This window comes from Methylopila musalis (genome assembly GCF_042679725.1).
GTDB classification, from domain to species: Bacteria; Pseudomonadota; Alphaproteobacteria; order Rhizobiales; family Methylopilaceae; genus Methylopila; species Methylopila musalis.
Genome location: NZ_JBHTMX010000004.1, coordinates 19,795 through 41,220, shown reverse-complemented (window position 1 = coordinate 41,220; position 21,426 = coordinate 19,795). Strand labels below are relative to the sequence as shown.

Annotated in this window: 20 protein-coding genes; 5 read left to right on the top strand and 15 right to left on the bottom strand. The window is 68.8% G+C overall.

Translation table 11 applies throughout. The features are described from left to right. Positions 1-47: 47 nt before the first annotated feature. The 4 genes from ACFQ4O_RS01600 to ACFQ4O_RS01585 form a co-directional block, all read right to left on the bottom strand. Positions 48-2,201, bottom strand: a complete 2,154-nt coding sequence (locus ACFQ4O_RS01600) for a TonB-dependent receptor (RefSeq protein ID WP_378773872.1) — start codon at positions 2,199-2,201, stop codon at positions 48-50. A 175-nt stretch (positions 2,202-2,376) separates the two neighbouring features. After that, complete coding sequence (locus ACFQ4O_RS01595) at positions 2,377-3,330, bottom strand: helix-turn-helix transcriptional regulator (RefSeq protein ID WP_378773871.1); 954 nt, start codon at positions 3,328-3,330, stop codon at positions 2,377-2,379. Between the two features lie 335 nt (positions 3,331-3,665). Beyond that, positions 3,666-3,848, bottom strand: coding sequence for a hypothetical protein (locus ACFQ4O_RS01590; protein ID WP_378773870.1), 183 nt, complete (start codon positions 3,846-3,848; stop codon positions 3,666-3,668). Positions 3,849-3,891: 43 nt separating this feature from the next. Further along, positions 3,892-4,818: a LysR family transcriptional regulator gene (locus ACFQ4O_RS01585; protein WP_378773884.1), complete on the bottom strand. Its 927-nt coding sequence runs from the start codon at positions 4,816-4,818 to the stop codon at positions 3,892-3,894. A gap of 101 nt (positions 4,819-4,919) precedes the next feature. On the opposite strand from ACFQ4O_RS01585, the gene ACFQ4O_RS01580 reads away from it, so the two are divergent. From ACFQ4O_RS01580 to ACFQ4O_RS01560, 5 genes are all read left to right on the top strand, one after another. Next, the gene (locus ACFQ4O_RS01580) at positions 4,920-5,795 is read left to right on the top strand and encodes an SDR family oxidoreductase (protein ID WP_378773869.1); all 876 of its coding nucleotides are present in this window, start codon (positions 4,920-4,922) and stop codon (positions 5,793-5,795) included. A gap of 290 nt (positions 5,796-6,085) precedes the next feature. Then, positions 6,086-6,892 (top strand): ABC transporter ATP-binding protein, encoded by an 807-nt coding sequence (locus ACFQ4O_RS01575; RefSeq protein ID WP_378773868.1) that lies wholly within the window; start codon positions 6,086-6,088, stop codon positions 6,890-6,892. A 1-nt stretch (position 6,893) separates the two neighbouring features. Then, the gene (locus ACFQ4O_RS01570) at positions 6,894-7,715 is read left to right on the top strand and encodes an ABC transporter permease (protein WP_378773867.1); all 822 of its coding nucleotides are present in this window, start codon (positions 6,894-6,896) and stop codon (positions 7,713-7,715) included. 26 nt (positions 7,716-7,741) lie between these two features. Further along, positions 7,742-8,794, top strand: a complete 1,053-nt coding sequence (locus ACFQ4O_RS01565; RefSeq protein ID WP_378773866.1) for an ABC transporter substrate-binding protein — start codon at positions 7,742-7,744, stop codon at positions 8,792-8,794. A 77-nt stretch (positions 8,795-8,871) separates the two neighbouring features. After that, a complete protein-coding gene (locus ACFQ4O_RS01560; RefSeq protein WP_378773865.1) occupies positions 8,872-9,693 on the top strand; it encodes an enoyl-CoA hydratase/isomerase family protein in 822 nt (273 codons plus the stop codon). Between the two features lie 21 nt (positions 9,694-9,714). Here ACFQ4O_RS01560 and ACFQ4O_RS01555 read toward each other — a convergent pair whose 3' ends face one another. From ACFQ4O_RS01555 to cysT, 11 genes are all read right to left on the bottom strand, one after another. After that, positions 9,715-11,136: a class I adenylate-forming enzyme family protein gene (locus ACFQ4O_RS01555; protein ID WP_378773864.1), complete on the bottom strand. Its 1,422-nt coding sequence runs from the start codon at positions 11,134-11,136 to the stop codon at positions 9,715-9,717. A gap of 44 nt (positions 11,137-11,180) precedes the next feature. Next, on the bottom strand, positions 11,181-11,888 hold the full coding sequence (locus ACFQ4O_RS01550) for an ABC transporter ATP-binding protein (protein WP_378773863.1): 708 nt from the start codon (positions 11,886-11,888) through the stop codon (positions 11,181-11,183). Next, positions 11,878-12,606, bottom strand: a complete 729-nt coding sequence (locus ACFQ4O_RS01545) for an ABC transporter ATP-binding protein (protein WP_378773862.1) — start codon at positions 12,604-12,606, stop codon at positions 11,878-11,880. Before ACFQ4O_RS01545 ends, ACFQ4O_RS01550 begins: the two co-directional genes overlap by 11 nt. After that, positions 12,603-13,628, bottom strand: a complete 1,026-nt coding sequence (locus tag ACFQ4O_RS01540; protein WP_378773861.1) for a branched-chain amino acid ABC transporter permease — start codon at positions 13,626-13,628, stop codon at positions 12,603-12,605. Before ACFQ4O_RS01540 ends, ACFQ4O_RS01545 begins: the two co-directional genes overlap by 4 nt. 2 nt (positions 13,629-13,630) lie before the next feature. After that, entirely contained in the window at positions 13,631-14,497 is an 867-nt protein-coding gene (locus tag ACFQ4O_RS01535; RefSeq protein ID WP_378773860.1) for a branched-chain amino acid ABC transporter permease, read from the bottom strand. 31 nt (positions 14,498-14,528) lie between these two features. Further along, positions 14,529-15,380: an MBL fold metallo-hydrolase gene (locus ACFQ4O_RS01530; RefSeq protein WP_378773858.1), complete on the bottom strand. Its 852-nt coding sequence runs from the start codon at positions 15,378-15,380 to the stop codon at positions 14,529-14,531. A gap of 120 nt (positions 15,381-15,500) precedes the next feature. Then, positions 15,501-16,772, bottom strand: coding sequence for an ABC transporter substrate-binding protein (locus ACFQ4O_RS01525; RefSeq protein ID WP_378773857.1), 1,272 nt, complete (start codon positions 16,770-16,772; stop codon positions 15,501-15,503). 172 nt (positions 16,773-16,944) lie between these two features. Next, positions 16,945-18,465 carry a murein biosynthesis integral membrane protein MurJ gene (gene murJ, locus ACFQ4O_RS01520; RefSeq protein ID WP_378773856.1) on the bottom strand — a complete coding sequence of 507 codons (1,521 nt, stop codon included), beginning with the start codon at positions 18,463-18,465 and terminating at the stop codon, positions 16,945-16,947. Positions 18,466-18,586: 121 nt separating this feature from the next. Further along, positions 18,587-19,654, bottom strand: coding sequence for a sulfate/molybdate ABC transporter ATP-binding protein (locus tag ACFQ4O_RS01515; RefSeq protein ID WP_378773855.1), 1,068 nt, complete (start codon positions 19,652-19,654; stop codon positions 18,587-18,589). A 10-nt stretch (positions 19,655-19,664) separates the two neighbouring features. Next, complete coding sequence (gene cysW, locus ACFQ4O_RS01510) at positions 19,665-20,543, bottom strand: sulfate ABC transporter permease subunit CysW (protein ID WP_378773853.1); 879 nt, start codon at positions 20,541-20,543, stop codon at positions 19,665-19,667. Next, positions 20,533-21,366 (bottom strand): sulfate ABC transporter permease subunit CysT, encoded by an 834-nt coding sequence (cysT, locus tag ACFQ4O_RS01505; RefSeq protein WP_378773852.1) that lies wholly within the window; start codon positions 21,364-21,366, stop codon positions 20,533-20,535. Before cysT ends, cysW begins: the two co-directional genes overlap by 11 nt. Positions 21,367-21,426 lie beyond the last annotated feature (60 nt).

The window sequence follows — 21,426 nt, the reverse complement described above, 5'->3', positions numbered from 1 at the left end:
CCCGGATTCATGACCGGCCGCCCCTGTTCGCCACGACTGTCACGCCGTCACCACGCATAGGTGGAGCCGAGGCCGATCACCCGGCCGCGGCCTACCGCCATGGCGTGGGCGTTCGCCGCATAGGTCGCGCCGAAGAGCTGGGGCCGCTTGTCCAGCAGATTGTTGGCGAAACCGTAGACCTGGAACTTGTCGATCGTCCAGCCGAGCCGGGCGTTGACGAGATGATAGGCTTTGAGATCGAACGAATTGGCCACGTCGGCGGCGCGTTTGCCGACATACTGATAGTCCGCGCGGGCGAACACATCGCCGGGAAGACCGATCGCGACGCCCGGCAGCACATATTGCGCGCCGAGCGTCACTGTGACGTTGGGCGTGTTGGGCACCTCATTGCCATTCTTGTATGTCGTGGTCGGCGTTTTCTTGACGTTCTTGAGTTCTGACTCAGTGACTCCCAGTCCTCCGCGCACCGTGAACCGTTCGGAAAGCTGGGCGCTGCCTTCTAGCTCGAAGCCGTAGCTGTCGTAGTTCTGATTGGCGAAGAAATACTGGAGCGCCCCTCCGTCGATCAGATAGCTGATGATCTGGCCGTCGGAGACATCGTTGTAGAACAGGCTCGCATTGAGCTTGGCCTTTCCGTCCAGGAACTCGCTCTTGGAGCCGATCTCGTAGGTCCAGCCGGTCGACGGTTTGAACGGCTCGTTCTGCTGATAGAGCGGCGAGCTGATGGTCGCCTTCTCAAAGCCTCCGGACGCATAGCCGTGCGCGACCGAGGCGTAGGTCATCCAGTTGTCGGTCCAGTCGTAGGAGACCGCCGCCCGACCGGTGAGATAGGTGTCGGAGATCCGGTCCCGCTGCCTGAACGGCGCGCCATCCACGGCCGGCATATAGTCGGTGCGGAAGTTCTGCCGATCATGTGCGAGGCGCAGGCCGCCTGAAATCTTCAGCCTGTCGGTAACGGGCACGGTGACGTCCGCGAAGCCGGCCCAGGTGTCAGAAACAATGTCCGTATCGAAATCGCCGTTCGCATAGGGCGAGTATGTGCGCGCCACGCGTTTCTGGTTGTAGTCCGATCGGAAGTAGGCCCCCCCGACGACCCAGGTCAGCCAAGAGTCCTCGGCCGAGTTGAACCGGATCTCCTGGTTGAACACCTTTTCATGTTCGCGCGTGTCGACCTTGTCCGCGTCTGGATTGGTCCAGAATCCTTGAATAGGAATAGGCGAAATGAGATCCATCAGGAACGTGTCGGAATAGTCGTAGCGCGACCGCAGCCGCATGTCCTGGAAGCTGGTGGTCGATGTCACTGTGAAGGCCTCGAAACGCTTCTCCACCTTCAACGAGAGGTCGCCGCGACGACGCTCGCTCCATGGGATGATGTCCGAGCCGCTGGCTGGATATTTCGGATGTTCGAGCAGCAGCGAGAATCCGCCGGTGCGCTTGTCTTCGTCATAGGAGCCGCCGAACGTCACCGTGAGGTCGTCGCCCGGCGTGAAGCGAAGGGATCCGCGCACGGCGCCGATCTTCGCTTCGCCCTCCTTGCCCCCCACGATCCTGTTCGGCACGTCGCCGTCGATCCCAGAGGCGCGCGCAGCGATGCGGCCAGCGACGCGGTCGGGGACGATCCAGCCTCCCGCCACGGCTTCGGCGAGCCGGTGACCGTCCGAGCCGACCTCGCCGGTGACGCGGAAAGTCGGCGTCCCGTCGGCCTCGTTGGTGACCACATTGACCATGCCGCCGAGCGCGTTACGGCCAAAGGTGGTGCCCTGCGGCCCACGCAGGACCTCCACCTGGCGCACGTCGAGCAGCGATGGGGGGTAACCATAGGCGGTGGTCGGAACGCCATCGACCGCGACGCCTACCGTGTTGTCCAGCGAGTTGAGCGGCAAGCCCAGCGGCCCGACGCCGCGCATGTTGAGAAAGTCCTGCCCGGTCATGCCGACGGAACCGAAGGACAGGTTCGGCGTGTCCCGCGTGATGTCGGCGCCGGGATCCGAACTCAGCGACGGAACCGACGCGCCGCCCAGCACGCTGATCGAGACCGGCGCCCTCTGCGGATCTTCGATCCGCTTGCGGCCGAAGACGGCGATCTCGTCGAGAGCGATCTCGCCGTCCTGCTCCGCCTCCTGGGCAGGGGCGGTCGTCGCCGTCACAAGCGCCGTCAGGCTGACGCCGAAAAGAACACTCGCACGAACGTGGCGACGCATTGACCTGAGCCCCTTGAAAGCCCGCCGGCGCGCGGCGACGCCGCCCTCGCCCGACGTGCCGCGAGGGTCACCCGCGCCGACATGGCTACTGCTGATGACGGGCGGAGCATGGCGGCAAGATCCGCCCTCGCCTACGCCGCCAACTTTCGTTCGCCCGGATATCGCTTTCGCGAAATCAAATCCGGCCCGCGGCGACCTTTTCGCAGCTCGGCGGAAAGCCGTAGCGGCGTCGATAGGCCGTGGCGAAAGCCGCCGGATTGCCGAAACCGACAAGATAGCCCACCTGCGACACCTGCATCGGCCGGCTCCTCAGCAGATCGCGCGCCAGCTCCAGGCGACGATTGCGAATGTATTCGAAGATGGTCACGCCATGAACCTGGCGGAACTGGCGGGTGAGCGTCGTCGTGTTGATGCCGGCGCTTCGCCCCATCTGCGCCAACGAAGGCGGATCGACGATGGAATCGTCGATGATCTTCGTTAACGCCATGACCCGCTCGTATTCGACCTCGCTCAAGCCGTGCGACGGCGCGTCGTCGTCGCTGTCGTGTTCGGCGAGCAGACGCGCCGTCTCGGCGATGAAGGCCAGCGCGCAACCCTGCAGGAAAAGACGGCTCAGCGCGCCGACGTAAGGATTGCCGAGGCTCAGGCGGGCGAGTTCGATCAGCCGGGCTGACGGCGGCAGCCATCTGAGCATGAAGGCGTCCGTCAGCATCGCACGGAGGGGCTCAAGCTGAACGCCCTCCTCCTCGTCCCGGATGGATTCGAAGAACGACGGATAGAGGCGGAAACCGGCTCCGGCGCAGTGCGTCCCCGCCCTGCAATTGCCTATGCAGCGCGCGCCCCCGCCGAATCCCATCACGATCGGGCAGGACCGCGGCAAAGTGAGGGAGCCATAACCTGAAATGTCGAGCTCGCCATCGTCGCCCGAGATCAACACGCCGCAGAAAATCGACGGCGTCTCCTCAACCTCGAGCCGCACGTCGACGAGATATTTGAGATCATAGCCGCTGGCGAAAAGGCCCGGCTGCACCTGTTTGGCCAGCATGAGACCACGCGCCACGGAATTCTCGACCCGATCCACACCGGCGTCATATGTCACGAGATTCTGGCTCAGGGTCTCCGCGATCACCGGAAGGTCATCAGCACGATAAGCGATCGGGTCCGCGCAAAAGAATTGATTCATTCTAGATAAACCCACAACCTTCGACCAAAAACATTGTTACTAAATATCAAGAAATAGCAACGAAATTTTTCTACTTTAGGATTGCTATAATAACCAACATCTTTTCGTTGGACATCGCAGGAATGTACTTTTCTGAGGGTCCCGCGTGTTGACAGCCGGGGTGCGGGGAGCGGGATCGTTCATGGCCTCCGCGACACCCTACAGCGGAAAACCGACCCTAAAGGCTACGGCCCGCGCGAGAGGCGCCGCGCGATCTCCCAGCCGTCAAGCAGCCGGCGTTCCTAGAGCTCGCCGAGCTCGAGGATCTCGGCAAGCACATGGGGGGACAGGTCGTCGGACGCGATCTTGAAGCGGCTCTGGCGCGGATGACGGGGATTGGACGAGTCTCGCCCGTCGAGGACGTCGAGGTGCGTATCGGCCGCGCCGGCGGGCTGCAGGCCACGCTTGCGCAGAGCCGCGAGCATAGGCGCGCGAGACGGGTCGCCGAGCGTCCGTGGCGAGGGCTGGCTAGTCCGCCGCCGCCCCGACAACGCGCTGCCGTTCGGCGGCGACATAGGCCGCGAGCTCGTCCGGCGTTCCCTTCGGGAAGGCCTCCCTCAGGTGGTCCAGGAACGCCGACACGCGCGCGCTGAGCAGCCGTCTCGTGGGATAGAGCGCCCAAAGCGCTGTCTGGACGCCTTCGACGTCGCCCCAAAGCGTCATCCGCCCGGCCTCGATGTCGGGGCCTGCGAGCGACAGCGGCAGGCGGGCGACGCCTGCTCCCGCGACGACGGCGTCGCGCACCATGACGAGCGACGACAGACCGAGCGTCGGATGGACCGCGACAGTCGACGGACCGTTCGGAGTGGTCACCCGCCATGTCTCCACGCCGCCCACGGCGCCGCGCACAACGGCCGGAACGGGCCTGCCGTCCGTCGGGCAAGCGACGCCGGGACCCGCCACCACCACCAGTCGGTCGTGAAGGAAGGCGCGGCCGACGAGATTGGCGTCGGGTTCGGGGTTCACCCGGATGACGAGGTCGTAGGCCTCCTCGATCATGTCGACCGGGCGGTCCTCGACGGTCACCTCGAGCCGAACGTCGGGATGCTTCAAGGCGAAGCCCGCGGCCAGCCTGCCCATGGCCGTCTGGGAGAACAGCAGGGGCGCGCTGATCCTGAGCCGTCCCCGGGGACGAGCCCCTCCCGACGCGATCTCGATCGCCGTCTCGTCGAGCTCGGTGAGCAACGCGCTTGTCCGCTCGCTGAGGGCGCGGCCCTCTTCGGTGAGAGTGAGGACCCGCGACCCGCGCTCGAACAGCCTCAGGTCGAGGCTCGCCTCAAGTTCGGCGACCCGACGCGACAGGGTCGCCTTCGGCCGCCCGGTCGCGCGGGCGGCTTTGCCGAAGCCGCCGTGACGGGCGACGAGGTTGAAATCCGCAAGGGCGAGAAGGTCCATGTGTTCCACCAGCGAGACGGTGCGTCCAAACATAGCGCCTATCGCCTCGTCTGTGGATCACCGAATTTGGGGATGTCCAAACCCGAACAGGAGCGACCCCAATGACCATCCTCGTCACCGGCGCCACCGGCCGTGTCGGCCGCCACGTCGTCGACCAGCTCGTGCGCCGCGGCGCGGCCGTGCGCGCGCTGACCCGCGACGCCTCCAAGGCGACCTTTCCAGACGGCGTCGACGTCGCGCAGGGCGACCTTCTCGACATCGACGCGATGCGCCGCGCCTTCGACGGCGTGACGTCTCTGTTCCTGCTGAACGCGGTCACGGGCGATGAATTCACCCAGGCGATCGTCACGCTCAACCTCGCCCGCGAGGCCGGGGTCGAGAGGGTCGTCTACCTGTCGGTGCTCCACGCCGACCGCTTCTCGAACGTGCCGCACTTCGCCGTGAAGTCGGGGGCGGAGCGGATGCTCGAACAGATGGGCTTCAGCGCCACGATCCTCCGTGCGTCCTACTTCATGGACAACGAGGTCATGGTCCGCGACGTCATCCTGAACCATGGCGTCTATCCCATGCCGATCGGCGGCAAGGGCGTGGCCATGGTGGACGCGCGCGACATCGCCGAGGTCGCGGCCATCGAACTGATCCGCCGCGACCAGGCGGCCGGCAAGCCGCCGATCGAGACCATCAATCTGGTCGGTCCGGACACGCTGACGGGAGCTTCGGCGGCGGCGATCTGGTCCGACATCCTCGGCCGCCCGATCGTCTATGGCGGCGACGACCCGAGCGGGTTCGAGCAGAACATGGCCGCCTTCATGCCGAAGTGGATGGCCTACGAGATGCGGCTGATGGCCGAGCGCTACGTCAGCGACGGCATGGTTCCCGAGGCGGGGGATGTCGATCGGCTGGTCAGGATCCTCGGCCGCCCCCTGCACAGCTATCGCGAAGCCGCCGCTCGCCTCGCCGCCGCGGCCGCGGGCTGAGGGGAGCCCAAGACGCCAGATCCAGGCGGTCCGGCGCGCCCGGCCGCCTGGATCAGCCAGACGCGACGCCCGTCAGGGCCGGAGCTTCTGCGCCTCACGGACCAAGACCGCGCCTTCGCCGCGCGCCGCGCCTGCCCCGCACGCGTGACGCGCGTCCAAAGAACGGCACCCTCTTGGAATATACCTTGAGTACATAAAAATTATGGATTTTGTCGATTAATTGCGTCTCGCCGGGCGGCGGACGCTCGACACTGGCCTCGATCGCGAGCCGTCGCGGACGAGGACCCTTCATGTCACACGCCGTGTTCCAGCTCGACGGCATCACCAAGACCTATCCCGCCACCGGCGCCGAGGAGGCGTTCGTCGCGCTGTCGCGGGTCGATCTCGACATCGCGAAAGGCGAGTTCCTGTCGATCATCGGGCCGTCGGGCTGCGGGAAGACCACGCTGCTGAACCTGCTGGCCGGGTTCCTGAAGCCGTCCACCGGCACGGTGTGGCGGTCGGGCCTCGCGAACCCCGCCCCCGGCCCCGACCGGACCATGATGTTCCAGGACTACGCGCTCTATCCGTGGATGACGGTGGCGGAGAACGTCGGCTTCGGCCTTCTCGCCAAGAGCCTCCCCCGGCGCGAGCGCGACGAGATCGTCCGGCATTTCATCCGGCTCGTGCGGCTTCAGGGCTTTGAGGACAAGTATCCCGACCAGCTCTCCGGCGGCATGCGCCAGCGCGTCAGCATCGCCCGCGCGCTCGCGCCCGATCCCGCCGTGGTGCTGATGGACGAGCCCTTCGGCGCGCTCGACTCGCTGACGCGCGACGAGATGCAGGAGGAGCTGCTGTCGATCTGGGCGGAGACCGGAAAGACCTTCGTGCTCGTCACCCACAGCATCGACGAGGCGGTGTTCCTGAGCGACCGGGTGATCGCCATGTCCGCGAAGCCCGGCCGCATCCAGACCGTGCTCGACATTCCGCTCGCCCGCCCCCGCCGGCCGGACATCCGCACCCGCGACGCGGACTTTCTCGAGCTGAAGCAGACCATCTTCGACCTGCTGCACCATGGGCGCGGCGCGTCCCATGGTCCGTCCGCCGGGGGCCACTGACATGTCCGCATCCGCCGTCTCCACGGCGCAGCCGGCGGCGAAGGCCGTCCGCCGCGCGCCGTCCCTTCGGGCGATCCTGACGCGGGCGCAGGGCGCGCTGGTGGTCGTCGGCCTGCTGCTCGCCTGGGAGGCCTCGGCGCGGGCCGGCCTGATCAACGTCAACCTGCTGCCGGCGCCGAGCGCCGTGCTGGTCGCGCTGCGCGACCTCTGGGACGCAGGCATGCTGGTGGACGACGTCACGGCCAGCGTGACGCGCGTCGCCATCGGCTACGCCATCGCCGCCGCGCTCGGCGTCGCGGGCGGCCTCGCCCTCGGGCGGTCGCCGCTCGCCGCGCGCCTGCTGCTGCCGATCATCGAGCTGGTGCGGCCGATCTCGGTGATCGCCTGGATCCCGATCGCCATCCTGTGGTTCGGGCTGGGCGATCGTCCGGCCTGGTTCCTGATCGCGCTCGGCGCGTTCTTCCCCATCTTCACCAACGCCTACGACGCCGCCCGCGCCCTGCCGGAGATCTACACCCGGGTGGCCCAGTGCTTCGGCGCGCCGCGCGGACTGGTGATCCGGAAGGTGCTGATCCCGGCCGCCACGCCGCAGATCCTGACGGGGCTGCGCATCGGCCTCGGCGCCGGCTGGGCCTGCGTCATCGCCGCCGAGCTGATCTCGGCGACCTCCGGGCTCGGCTACATGATCCAGCTCGCGCGGACCACGATCGAGATCGAGAAGGTCCTCGCCGGAATGGTGATCATCGGCCTGATCGGTTTCGCCATGAACGGCGCGATGCTCGCGCTGGAACGCTTCCTCGTGCGCGGCGCGACCCCGCGCTGACCTCAAGCCTCCAAGGACCTCGACCCATGAAACGACGGACATTCCACGCCGGCGCGGCCGCGGCCGTCGGCGGCGCCACGCTCGCCCGCCCCAGCCTCGTGCGCGCCGCGGCCGATCCGCTGCAGATCCGCCTCGGCTACCAGACGCTCTACGGCGGCGTCGGCGAGGTGTTCGAGACGCTGCGCCACACCAACATCCTCGCGCTGCACGGCATCGAGGCCAAGTTCAGCACCTTCACCTTCGGCGGGCCGCTGGCGGAGGCCGCGGTGGCGGGCAGCATCGACAACATCTCCGGGGCCGACGCGCCGGTGCTGCGCGGCTCCTCGCGGGTTCCCGGCACCAAGATCTTCCAGCGCACCCACGACTTCCGCTTCGCCGTGATCGGGCGGCCGGACTTCGAGGGCGGGCTGGCGGAGCTGAAGGGCAAGCGGCTCTCCGGTCCGTTCGGCACCACCGTGTTCCCCCGCAGCGTGCGCGCCATCGTTGCCGCCGGGATCAAGGAGCCGTTCAAGGAGATCCGGATCATCAACCAGGACATCGCCGAACAGGCGGATTCGCTGAAATCCGGCCTGGTGGACGCGGTCACCACCTGGGATCCGACCTACGAGCGCCTGCTGCAGCAGAAGATCGGCAAGGAGATCTGGACCAGCAAGGTCGGCGACGGCGCCGGCTATCAGGCCGTCACCGGCCCGTGGATCAAGGCGAACGGCGACGACGCCCTGGTGCGCCTGCTCAAGGCCTGGACCATCGCCACGTGGTGGACCTCGAACAACCTCGCCCAGTCGCGCGGCTGGTTCGGCGAGACCTCGCGGCTCGACGCCTCGCTGGTGGCGCCGGGCGCCGCGGCCGACCGCTACCTGCGCGCGCCGGTGAAGGACGCGGGCGCGATCGACCTCACGGTCACCCCGGACGAGATCGAGGGCACCAAGGCCGTGCTCGCCTTCCTCCGGGAGCAGAAGCTGCTGACGGCCGAGATCGACGCCGCCGCCTTCTACGACAATGGCCCGCAGGCCCGCGCCCAGAAGGAGATCGCGGCCGGCGACCACATCGACCTCGCCAAGATCGCCGCGACCTCCTGACCGGGGCCGCGCCCTCAGGCGCCCGAAGCGCCGGCCGGCCTCACCGCCGGCCGGCGCTTTTCGCATGCGAAGGACCCATGACCGACACCGCCGTGCTCTACCGCGTCGAGGACGGCGTCGCCGTGCTCACGCTGAACCGACCCGACGCCCGCAACGCCGTCACGCAGGAGATGATGCGCGATCTCCGCAGGGCGCTCGCGGAGGCGAACGCCGACGACGCCGTGCGCGCCGTGGCGCTGCATGGAAACGGGCCGTGCTTCTCCGCCGGCTTCGACATCAAGGAGCAGATCGAGAACCGGCCGACCGGGGCCGAGGCCTGGGACGGCATCCTGCGGAACGAGTTCGAGACCGTGATGGGGTTCTGGCGCTCGCGGAAGCCCACGGTCTCGGCGGTCCACGGCGCCTGTTTCGGCGGGTCGCTCCAGCTTGCGACCGCCTGCGACCTGACCATCGCGTCCGAGGAGACGCGGTTCGCAGAGCCTGAGCTCCAGTTCGGCGCGACCGTGGTGGCGCTGACGCTGCCGTGGCTGGTGGCGCCCAAGATCGCCAAGGAGATCATCCTCACCGGCGAGGCGAACCTCTCCGCGCGCCGGGCCTACGAGATCGGGCTCGTGAACCGGATCACGCCCACCGGCGCAGCGCTCGACGAGGCGCTGTCGGTCGCGCGCCGCATCGCGGCGATGGACCCCGGTCTGGTCCAGCGCACCAAGGGCGCGATCAATCTGGCGTTCGAGGCCGCCGCCATGAGCGACGCGCTCGAACAGGCGCTCGCCATCGACCTCGAGATCGAGGCGGTCGGATCGCCCGACAAGCTGCGCTTTCTGGAGATCGCGCGCACGCAGGGGCTGAAGGCCGCCTTCGCGTGGCGCGACAGCCGCTTCGCCCGCGACGGAGACTGACCCGGCCGCGGGCCGCGCGTCTCAGGCGACCGCGGGGTCGACTGTGCGCGCGGCGTCGAGCAGGCGGACGATCGCCGTCCGGTCGCCCTTTCCGGTCGATCCCGTGGGTATGGCGTCCACCACATGGATGTGGTCCGGCACCTTGAACCGCTCCACGCGCTCCGCGGCCCAGGCCTTCAGCTCGTCGGAGGTGACGCGCGCGCCGTCCTTCAGCCGCACGAACAGATGGATCGCCTGGCCGAGCCGCTCGTCCGGCGCGCCGGCCGACAGGGCCGCCTCCACGGCGGGATGGCCCTCGAACAGGTGGTCCAGCTCCAGCGGCGCCACCTTGTTCGCGCCCCGGGAAATCACGTCCTTGATGCGCCCGGTCAGCTCCACGATTCCGCCGCGTCGCTCGCGGCCGAGATCGCCGGTGCGGTAGTAGTCGTCCTGAAAGGCGGCGGCCGTCTGGTCGGGGCTGTCGAGATAGCCCGACATGCCGAACGGCGTCCGGATCTGAAGCTCGCCCTCCTCGCCGAGCGGCGCGGAGGAGCCGTCGGCGCGCGCGATGCGGAACGTCACCCCGGCGGTCGCCCGGCCGATCGTCCCGAACCCGTCCGGCGTCTCGGCGCTGTCGAAGCAGAAGTCGCAGGAGCCGGTCTCGGTCGAGCCGTACATGTCGACGATCGCGGCCTGGGGCGAGGCCGCCGCCACCCGCCGCCCGAGCGCGGCGCCCAGCGGCTCGCCGCCGGTGATCCAGACGCGCAGTGGCGCAGGGTAGGCGGAGGCGTCCGAGAGCATGGTTCGGAACATGGTCGGCACGGCGGTCGCGACCGTCGCGCCGTCGCGGACGGCCTCGTCCATGGCAGCGGGCGAGAACCGCGGCACGAGGGTCAGCCGGGCGCCCGACAGGATCGAGACGAGGCTGACCCAGATGCCGAACACGAAGGTGAGCTGCAGCGGCATCACCGAATGGTCGGCGGGCGTCAGCGCGAGACGCTGGGTCAGGACGCGGAGCTTGCCCGCGAACTCCTTCTGCCCGAGCAGGACGCCCTTCGGCGTTCCCGTGCTGCCCGACGTGAAGATGATGAGGCCCGTGTCCGGCTCGTGCAGGCGGGGCTCGGCGCGGGAGACGCGGCGCGCGCGCCCGTCCGTGACCACGATCCGGGCCGACACCCTCGCCACGATGCGATCGACGGCGGGCTTCGGCGACGAGACGTGGATGGGCGTGACCGCGAGGCCGAGACGCCACGCGGCGTAGTAGGCCGCAAGGTCCGCCGGCGCGTTGCGGATGCGGATCGCGACCGCCTCGCCCGGCGCCGCCTTGAGCCGTCGCAGGTCGGCCTCGGTCTCGCCCGCCAGCGCCTCGAACGCGGCGGCGTCGAGGCGGACGTCGCGATCCCCGACCGAGAAGGCGCCCTGCGCCACGGCTCCGGAGATCAGGTCGGCGAGGGGGAAGGTCATGGGTCGTGCGCTCGACGGGTTGGCGGCGGGGGCGAAGGGTTCGGTCATGCGCCGAGAAAGACGCGCGCGATCCGGGGGTCGTCCCGGAGGTCCGGCGAGGGACCGGAGGCGACCAGACGCCCGCTCTCCAGCACATAGGCCCGGTCCGACATCGTGAGCGACAGCGTCACGTTCTGCTCGATGAACAGGATCGCGACGCCTTCGGCGCTCAGCGTCCGGAACACCTCGCGCAACTGCCCGATCACCTGCGGCGCGAGGCCGAGGAAGGGCTCGTCCACGATCAGCAGGCGCGGCAGCGACATCAGCCCGCGGCCGAGCGCCAGCATCTGCTGCTCGCCGCCGGACATCTCGCCGGCGAGCTGCCCCCGCCGCTCGCGCAGCTTCGGGAACAGGCCGTAGACGCGCTCCAGCGACGCCGCCCGGGCGGCCCGGGCGCGGGGATGCCAGGCGCCGAGCCTCAGGTTCTCCAGAACGGTCAGCTTGGGGAACACCGCCCGGCGCTCCAGCACATGGGCCACGCCGCTCTCGGCGCGGCGGTGGGTCGGGCGCGCCAGAAGGCTTTCGCCGTCCAGCCGCACGTCGCCGCCGACCGCCGTCACCAGCCCGCTGATGGCGTTGACCACGGAGCTTTTGCCCGAGCCGTTCGGCCCGAGCAGGGCCACGGTCTCCCCTGCCCCGACCGTGAGCGAGACGTCCCAGACGACCTGATAGTCGCCATAGGCGACCTGCAATCCCTCGACCTCAAGCAGCATCGGTCGCGGTTCCGAGATAGGCGTCGATGACCGCGGGCGTCGCCCGCACGCTGTCGGGGGCGCCGAAGGCGATGCGCCGCCCGCTCCGCAGCGCGAGCACCCGGTCGGCGAGCCGCATCAGCACCTGCATGTTGTGCTCGATCGTCACCACCGTGACGCCCCGCTCCTTCAGCGACAGCACCAGATCGACCAGCCCCGGGATGGTGCGCTGGTCGACGCCGCCGGTGACCTCGTCCATCAGCAGCAGCTTCGGCCGGGTCGCGAGGCCGCGGGCGAGTTCGAGCCGCTTGCGCTGCCCGGTGGAGAGCTCGCGGGCGAAGCTGTGGCGCTTCTCCAGCAGATCGACCTGGTGGAGCGCGTCGAGAGCGGCGTCCCGCGCCTCCGCGAGCGACGCCGTGCGCGAGATCGCCCCGACGATCACGTTCTCCGTCACCGTCATGTCCGCGAACGGCTTCAGCTTCTGGAACGTGCGCGCGACGCCGGCCCGGCTGATGACGTCGGGGCGCAGCCCGCGCAGCTCCCGCCCCTCCAGCAACACAGAGCCGCGATCGGGCCGCTGGAACCCGGTGAGCAGATCGAACAGCGTGGACTTGCCGGCGCCGTTCGGGCCGATGACGCCGAGGATTTCTCCGCGCTCGACCTCGAAGCTGATCCCGTCGTTCGCGGTCAGGCCGCCGAAGGCCTTGCTCAGATCGGACACCACCAGCAGCGCGCTCATGCGGCGCGCTCCCGGCGGCGGAGGCGTTCGCCGAGCAGGCTGAGGACGCCGGCGGGACGCCAGACGCAGATCGCGAGGATCAGCGCGCCGTAGATCAGCAGGTCCGCCGCCCGGCCCGTGCCCCCGAACAGGCCGCGCGCATACTCCTGCAACGGCACCAGAATGAGCGCGCCGACGATCGGCCCGAGCACCGTGCCGCAGCCGCCGAGCACGGTGACGAGCACCACCATCGCCGACAGCTCGACCGAGAAGAAGCGCTCCGGATCGAGCGACAGCAGGTAGACCGACAGGAACGAGCCCGACACCGACATCAGCGCGGCGGAGATCGCGAAGGCCACCACCTTGTCGCGCGCCACGCGGACGCCAAGGCTCGCGGCCGCGTCCGGCTCGTGCCGGATCGCCTGCAGGCGATAGCCGAGCCGGCTGCGTCCGAGCGCCCAGGCGACCAGCGTCGCGCCCGCCGCGAGCGTCGCCGCCATGCCGTAGTAGGGCGTCTTGGAGCCGAAGAACTGCAGGCTCCACCACGGGTTCGCGCGATCGAGCGGCAGCAGCAGGCCGGACGCCGCGCCGACCCATTCCCAGCGCGCGAAGACGATCTGCAGGCTGAAGCCGACGAGCAGCGTCGCAAGCGTGAAGTGGTGGCCCTTGAGCCGCAGCGTCGCCACGCCGATGAAGGCCGCGGCGAGGACCGACAGCGCGACGCCGACGACGGCGCCGACCCACGGCGTGACGCCGTAATGGGCGTAGAGCACGCCCGTGGCGTAGGCCCCGAGGCCGAAGAAGGCGGCGTGGCCGAGGCTGATCTGGCCCGAGAACCCGGCCATGATGTTCCACGACTGCGCCATGGCGGCGTAGAGGAAGATGGTGATCAGCACGTGGAGCTGGTGGCTGTTCTGGGTCGCCAGCGGCGCCGCGAAAACCGCGACGGCGCCGAGAACCAGCAGGGCCTTCGCCCAGCCGGGGACGGGCGGGTGCAGCGGCTCGGCCTTCGCCTGCGCGAGACGATCGTCGGGAGCGCTCATGGTCACGCCCGCCCGAACAGGCCGTTCGGCCGCGTCAGCACCACCACGAAGAACAGCGCGTAGACGATCAGCGTCTTGTAGGACGGGTCGATGAAGACGCCGCCGACCGACTCCACCAGCCCGATCAGTATTCCGGCGTAGAGGCTGCCGAACAGACTTCCGAAACCGCCGAGCGCGACCGTGACATAGGCGAGCGGCGCGAAGTTGATCGCGACGTCCGGGAAGATGTAATAGAAATTCGACAGCGCGGAGCCCGCGATCCCGAGACAGCCGAGGCTGATCGCCCAGCCGAGCGCGTAGGTGCGGTCGGTGGGCACGCCGAGCACCGCGGCGGCCTTGGCGTTCTGCGCGGTGGCGCGCAGGGCGAGCCCCGTCTCCGTGCGCGTGACGAACAGCCAGAGCGCCACGAAGGTCGCCACGCACAGCACGCCCGCGAGCGCCTGGGGGCGGCCGACGAAGGCGTCGGCGATCTGGAGGCGGCCGGCGGCGAGCGGCTCCTGGATCAGGCGGTAGTCCGGCCCCCACAGGAACTGCGCGCCGGCGCGCAGCGTGATGGCGAGCCCGAACGTGCCGCAGATCTGCACCAGCATCGGCGCGCCGAGGAAGCGCCGGATCAGCCCGTAATGCACGAGCACCCCGGCGATCGCCAGCAGCGCGACCACCGCCGGCAGCGACAGGAGCGGATCGATCCCGCCCAGCGCCCAGAACCAGAACGAGGCGTACATGGCCAGCATGAGAAACTCGCCATGGGCGAAGTTCACGATCTCCATCAGGCCGAACACCAGGTTCAGCCCGACGGCGACCAGCGCATAGATCAGCCCCATCAGCAGGCCGCTGATCAGCGCCTGAACCAGCATCTCGGTGGTCATGGTCGCCTCCCCGCCCCCATCGGCCGCCGGCTCAGATCTCGATCTCGAGACCGTCGTGGGTCGCGACCACGTTCGCGGCGGCGAGCGCGTCCGCGTGCTCCGCGAAGCCCTGCTCGCGCAGCGACAGGATGTGATGCACCGCCACGCGCTTCAGGCCCGCGCGCTTTACGAAGGCGAGCAGCTGCTCCGCCGGGAAATGGGCGCCTTCGATGAAGACGAGATCCGCCGCGCCCGCATGGGGCTCGATCTCCTCGATCGCGGCGAGATCGCTCGAATAGAGCGTCTTCCGGCCATCGGACTCCACCAGGATGGAGTAGCTGTCACGCACCGCGTCGGTGCCTTCGAGCTCCGGATAGTACTCGCGGATGTGGTTGTTCGGGATCGCGGTGAGCGTGAAGTCGGGATCGTCGTGGAACACGCCCTCGCCGAACGGCAGAACCTCGATGCTGAAGTTCACGAACACCTCGGGGCGCAGATAGAGCACGGCGAGGTAATCGCGGATCACCTTCTCCACGCCCGCCGGCACGTAGATGCGCAGGACGTTCTGGATGTTGTCGTAATCTTCCGCCGCCGGATGGCGGATCTGGGAGCGGTAGGTCGGATCGGTCCGCGTCAGCAGCGCGCGGGCGTAGATCGGGTCGATGTAGTGGTGCTTGATGTGGGCGAGCTGGCCGATGCTCGTCACATGATCGGCGTGGAGATGCGTCAGCACCACCGTGTCCACCGAGGCGGTGTCCACGCCGTGGTGGAACAGCAGCTCGCTCGCCGGCTGGGCGCAATCGAGCAGAAGCGTCCGGGCGCCCTTGAGAAAGGCGAGCGTCGTGTTGAAGCGGCCTTTGGCGGGGAGAGCCGCGCCGGAGCCGAGAACCAGCACCTTGGTCATGATCTGTCCGTGACGTCGATGGGGAGAGAACCGTTCGCGGACGCAAGGCCGGCGGAGCGGGCGGATGGCCGCGAACGGGTCTTCAGAAAGGATGAAAGGAGGCGCGGAAGGCCTTGAAGCTTAGAGCTTGGCGTCCTGCGCGGCCTTCTGCGCCCAGTTCGGCGCCGGATAGACCAGTTTGCAGACCGCGAGCTCGGCCGGATAGAACGTGCAGTACTTGCCGTTCTGGACCTGGATCATGATCGAGCGGGCTTTGACGTTCTGGCCGGTCTGATCGAACTTCACGCCCTCATAGGGCACGACCAGCTGATCGGACGGCAGATCGGTCGCGGCGAGCGCCGCGCGGATCTTCTCCGGCTCCACCGAGCCCGCCCGGTTCACCGCGTCGAGCAGCACGTAGATCGAGGTGAACTCGCGGGCCGGGATGTCGGTCAGCTCGCGCCCGTTGGAGTGCTTCTTGAACAGCTCCTGCACCTTGGCGATCAGCGGGAAGCGCTGCGCCAGATCGCCGTTGAAGGGGGAGCGGGTGATGGCGCCTTCGGCGTCACGGCCGAGCGTCTTCAGGAAGCTCGGATCGACGAAGCCGGCGCCCTGGGCGATGACCAGCGGCGGGTTGTAGTCGAGGTCCTTGGCGGTCTTGTAGAGCAGGATGCTGTCGGCCGTGAAGCCGGTCTGCAGGACGACGTCGGCGTTGGCGGCCTTGAGGCGCTGCACCTCGGAGGTGAGGCTCGGGGTCTGAACCTTGTAGGAGATCGACTCCAGCACCTTGACGCCGCGCTCCTTGGCGACCCGGTTCTGCACCCGCGCGCTGTCGGAGCCGAGCGCGCTGTCCTCGTTCAGGATCGCGACGGTCTCGATCTTCTTGCCGTAGAGCTTCTCGAAATCCTTCAGGAAATCGAACTGGAACCGCACAAAGTGCTCGTCATGGGGCGTGGTGCGGAAGAAGTACTGGAAGCCGCGGTTGGTCAGCGACGGGGCCGACGACGAGCCGTTGACGAAGGGCACGGCGGCGCGCTCGCTCACCTGGCTGATCGGCGCGCTGACCGACGACATGATGCCGCCCAGCAGCACGTTGACCTTCTCTTGGGCGATCAGGCGCTCGGCCTCGCTCTGGCCCACGTCCGGCTTGCCCTGATGGTCGGCGACGACGAGCTCGATCTTGCCGCCCTTGAGGCCGGGAAGCCCGCCGCCCTTGGCGAGCGGCAGCGGCAGGTCGGCGCCCTCGTTCACGATGTCGACCACGGTCTTGAGCGCCGCGAGCGAGTCGACGCCGAGCTGCGCGTTCGGACCGCTCAGGGCGTAGAGCACGCCGATCTTGAGATTTTCCTGCGCGACGGCCTGAGACCCGAACGCAAGCGACGCCACCGCCGCCGACAGAAGCCACGTTTTCATGTTCCAACCCCGAAGCTCGCGCGCCCCCATGGCGCGAGATTCATTCGACAAAAACCATCGAATGTGTCGGCTGGAACGTGGCAAGCCGGACCGCCCCGCTAAAGCAATTAATTTTCTCCCCGCTCGGGTCCTACGGGCGAAATCCGTGGAAAGACGCGCAAATCCCTACGCGTCAGGCCCGGCTGCGGCGGGCGAGCCAGAACGTGGGGCCCGCGACCGCGCCATAGGCGACGAAGCCCGCAAGGCCGAGCAGGGCCGCCGGACCGAGGTCCGGCAGCGCCGGGATGACGCCGCGGGCGATCGCCGCATGGTCGCCCGCGAGCGCGATCACGCCGATGGCCGCGATGGTGGCGACGGTCAGCCCGACCACGTTGACGACGAAGCGGCGGTCGGCGGCGAACCCCTCGCGGCGGGCGAGCAGGCCGAGCAGGATCGCGAAGTTCACCCAGGCCCCGATCGAGGTGGCGAAGGCGAGTCCCGCATGGGCCCAGGGGCCGATCAGCGCCAGCTTCAGCCCGAGATTGACGAGGGTCGCGATCGCCAGCGCCTTCACCGGCGTCGCGGTGTCGCCGGAGGCGTGGAAGGCGGGCGTCACGCAGCGCAGCGCCACGATCGCCGGCAGGCCGAGCGCGTAGGCCTGAAGCGCCGCGGCCGATCCCGCCACCGCCTGCGCGTCGAAGGCGCCGCGGCCGAACAGCGCCGCGACGGTTGGAGCCGCCGCCGCCGCGAACAGCGCCACGAAGGGCAGCGTCAGCCCCCAGGCGCCTTCGAGCGCCCGGTTCAGGCGGTCCCGCGCGCCGCCCTGGTCGTTTTTGGCGAGCCGGCGCGACAGTTCCGGCAGCAGCACCGTGCCGATGGCGATGCCCACCACCGCCAGCGGCAGCTGGTAGAGCCGGTCGGCGTAATAGAGGTAGGACACCGACCCGGTGGGCAGGAACGAGGCCAGGATCGTGTCCGCGAACATGGCGATCTGCACGCCGGCGGAGCCCAGAACCGCCGGCCCGAAGCCGGTGAGGAAGCTCTTCACCCGCTCGGTGATCCGCGGCGCCTTCAGGCTGAGCCCGAGCCCGGCGCGCTTCAGCTCCGCCAGCACCAGCGCGAGCTGCGCGACGCCCGAGACCAGCACCCCGACCGCCAGCGCATGGGCGGGCGTCGGGAACAGGTCGGAGGCCACAAGCGCCGCGATCATGCACAGGTTCAGCAGGATCGGCGTGGAGGCCGCCACCGCGAACCGGTCATGGGCGTTGAGCATGCCGGTGACGAGCGTCATCACCGAGATGAACAGCAGATAGGGGAAGGTGACGCGGGTGAGCGTGGTGGTGAGGTCGAGCTGGTCGGGCTCGGCGGTGAAGCCCGGCGCAAGCGCCGCGACCACCAGCGGCGTCGCGGCGAGCGCAAAGCCGAGCAGCGCCAGATGGGTGACGACGGTGATCGACAGCACGTCGTCGGCGAAGGCCCGCGCGGCGCCCTCCCCGTCCTGGGTCAGGGCCTTGGTGTAGCGCGGCACGAAGGCGGCGTTGAAGGCGCCCTCGGCGAAGATGGCCCGGAAGTGGTTCGGCAGCCGGAACGCCACCATGAAGGCGTCGGCCAGAGGCCCCGCGCCCAGAAGCGCCGCCATCATGACGTCGCGGACGAAGCCGAACAGCCGCGAGACCAGCGTCAGACCGCTGACCGAGGCCACCTTGCGCCACATGAACCCTATCCCGCCCCGAACGCACGCCCGCGCCGGTGAATCGGCGCGTCACGGGGCGCGACCGTAGCCGCCGGGCGCCGATCCGGAAAGGCGGCGCCCGGAGGAAACGAGACCCGGCCGATCAGGCGGTCGCGGGCGCGCTGTCCGCGGGGAACAGGGCGTAGCGCTGGAACACCAGACCGACCGTGTCGCCGACCGAGATCGGCGCGTTGGTGGGCAGCAGCGCCTCGACGCGGGTCTTGCGGGCGCCGACCTCGATGTCGGCGCGGCGGTAGGCGCCGGTGCGGCGCAGCGCCGCCACGGTGCCGGCCACCGTCGAGGAGCCGTTCAGCTCCTTCACGGTCACGTCCTGCGGGCGCACGAAGAACTTCGCCGGCCCGTCCTGCGCCGAGACGCCGGACACCGGCAGCGGCGCGCCGTCGAGCGCGGCCGAGCCCGCCTGCACCGTGACCGGGATCGCGCTCGACTCGCCGATGAAGGCGTAGACGAACGGGGTCGCCGGGCTGTCGTAGATCTCGTCCGGGGTGCCGATCTGCTGGAGGTCGCCCTTGTGCAGCACGGCGACGCGATCCGCGAGCTCCAGCGCCTCCTCCTGGTCGTGGGTCACGAACACGGTGGTGTGGCCGGTCTCCTTGTGGATCTGACGCAGCCAGCGGCGCAGGTCCTTGCGCACTTGGGCGTCGAGCGCGCCGAACGGCTCGTCCAGCAGCAGCACCTGCGGCTCGATGGCGAGCGCGCGGGCCAGCGCCACGCGCTGGCGCTGGCCGCCGGAAAGCTGGGACGGATAGCGCTTCTCGAGCCCGGTGAGCTGGATCAGTTCCAGCAGCTCCAGCACCTTGCTCCGGATCTGGCCTTCCGCCGGCCGACGCGCCTTGTCCCGCACCCGGAGACCGAAGGCGATGTTGTCGAACACGGTCATGTGCCGGAACAGGGCGTAATGCTGAAACACGAAGCCGACGTTGCGCTCCTGCACCGACTTCGACGAGGCGTCGATGTCGCCGAACAGGATCTTGCCGCCGTCCAGCGACTCCAGGCCGGCGATGGCCCGGAGCAGCGTGGTCTTGCCGGAACCGGACGGCCCCAGCAGGGCGACGAGTTCGCCCTCGCGGATGTCGATGCTGACGCCGTTCAGGGCGGCGAAGGAGCCGTACTGCTTGCGGACGTCGCGGATCTTGAGCTCAACGGACATTGGAACGCCCTCACTTCCTGTGTTTCGAGGAAATTTCGTCGCCGTAACGCCATTCCAGCAGCGACTTCACCACAAGCGTGACGAGCCCGAGCCCCGCCAGCAACGTCGCCGCCGCGAAAGCCGCGACGAAATTATAGTCATTATAGAGAATCTCTACCTGCAATGGGAGAGTGTTCGTGAGGCCGCGAAGGTGGCCGGACACCACGGACACGGCGCCGAACTCGCCCATCGCGCGGGCGTTTGAGAGCAGCACGCCGTAGAGCAGCGCCCAGCGCACGTTCGGCAGCGTCACCGACCAGAAGGTGCGCCAGCCGTTGGCGCCGAGCGAGAGCGCCGCTTCCTCCTCGCTCGTGCCCTGCTCCTGCATCAGCGGGATCAGCTCGCGGGCGACGAAGGGGAAGGTCACGAACACGGTGGCGAGCACCAGGCCCGGAACCGCGAAGATGATCTGCAGGCCGTGCTTGTCGAGCCAGGGGCCGAAATAGCCGTTGGCGCCGAACAGCACGATGAAGCAGAGGCCCGACACCACTGGCGAGACCGAGAACGGCAGGTCGATCAGCGTCAGCAGGAAACTCTTGCCGCGGAACTCGAACTTGGCGATCGCCCAGGACGCCGCGAGGCCAAACACCACGTTCAGCGGCACCGCAATCGCCGCCACCAGCAGGGTGAGCCGGATCGCGGCCTGGGTGTCGGGATCCGCGAAGGCCTCGAAATAGGCCGCCACGCCGTTGCGGAACGCCTCGGCGAACACCGCGAACAGCGGCACCACAAGGAACAGGGCGAGGAAGCCGAGGCCGAGCCCGATCAGCAGCCGCCGGGCGGACGAGCTTTCGGAGGTCGGATTGGAGAGCGGGCGGGCCGCAGGGGCGGCGGCGACGTCAGCGGACATGTCCGAGCCTCCGGCGGGTCCAGGCTTCAAGCAGGTTGATCAGCAGCAGGAGCGCGAAGGAGATCAGGAGCATGATCGTGGCGACGGCGGTCGCCGCGCCGTAGTCGAACTCCTCGAGCTTCATGATGATGATGAGCGGCGCGATCTCCGACACGTAAGGCACGTTGCCGGCGATGAAGATGACCGAGCCGTACTCGCCGACCGCGCGGGCGAAGGCGAGCGCGAAGCCGGTGAGCAGAGCGGGGAACAGCGTGGGCAGCACGACGCGCAGCAGCGTGACCGGACGATCGGCGCCGAGCGTCGCGGACGCCTCCTCGAGCTCCTTGTCCAGATCCGTCAGCACCGGCTGCAGCGTGCGCACCACGAAGGGCAGCCCGATGAAGACCAGCGCCACGAAGATGCCGAGCGGGGTGTAGGCGACCTTGAACGGCAGCCACTGCCCGATCCAGCCGTTCGGCGCGTAGATCGCGGCGAGCGCGATGCCGGCCACCGCGGTCGGCAGGGCGAAGGGAAGGTCGACGGCCGCGTCCACCAGACGGCGTCCGGGGAAATCATAGCGGGTCAGCACCCAGGCGAGGATGAGGCCGAACACGGCGTTCAGCAGTCCAGCCAGCAGCGACAGGCCGAAGCTGACGCGCAGGGCGGACAGCGTGCGCGGATCGGAGGCGATCTGCGCCAGCCGCTCCACGCCGAGCGATCCCGCCCAGAGGATGACGCCGCCGAGCGGCAGGAGGATGATGAGCGTCAGCCACAGCCAGGTGAACCCGAAGGTCAGCCCGAAGCCGGGCAAGGCGCTGGGCGTTCGAAACGTCGTTCGACTCATGAGAATTCAGGTCTCGTGCGGCGGACCGCGTCCACGGAAGATCGCCGCGCGGCGTTCGGG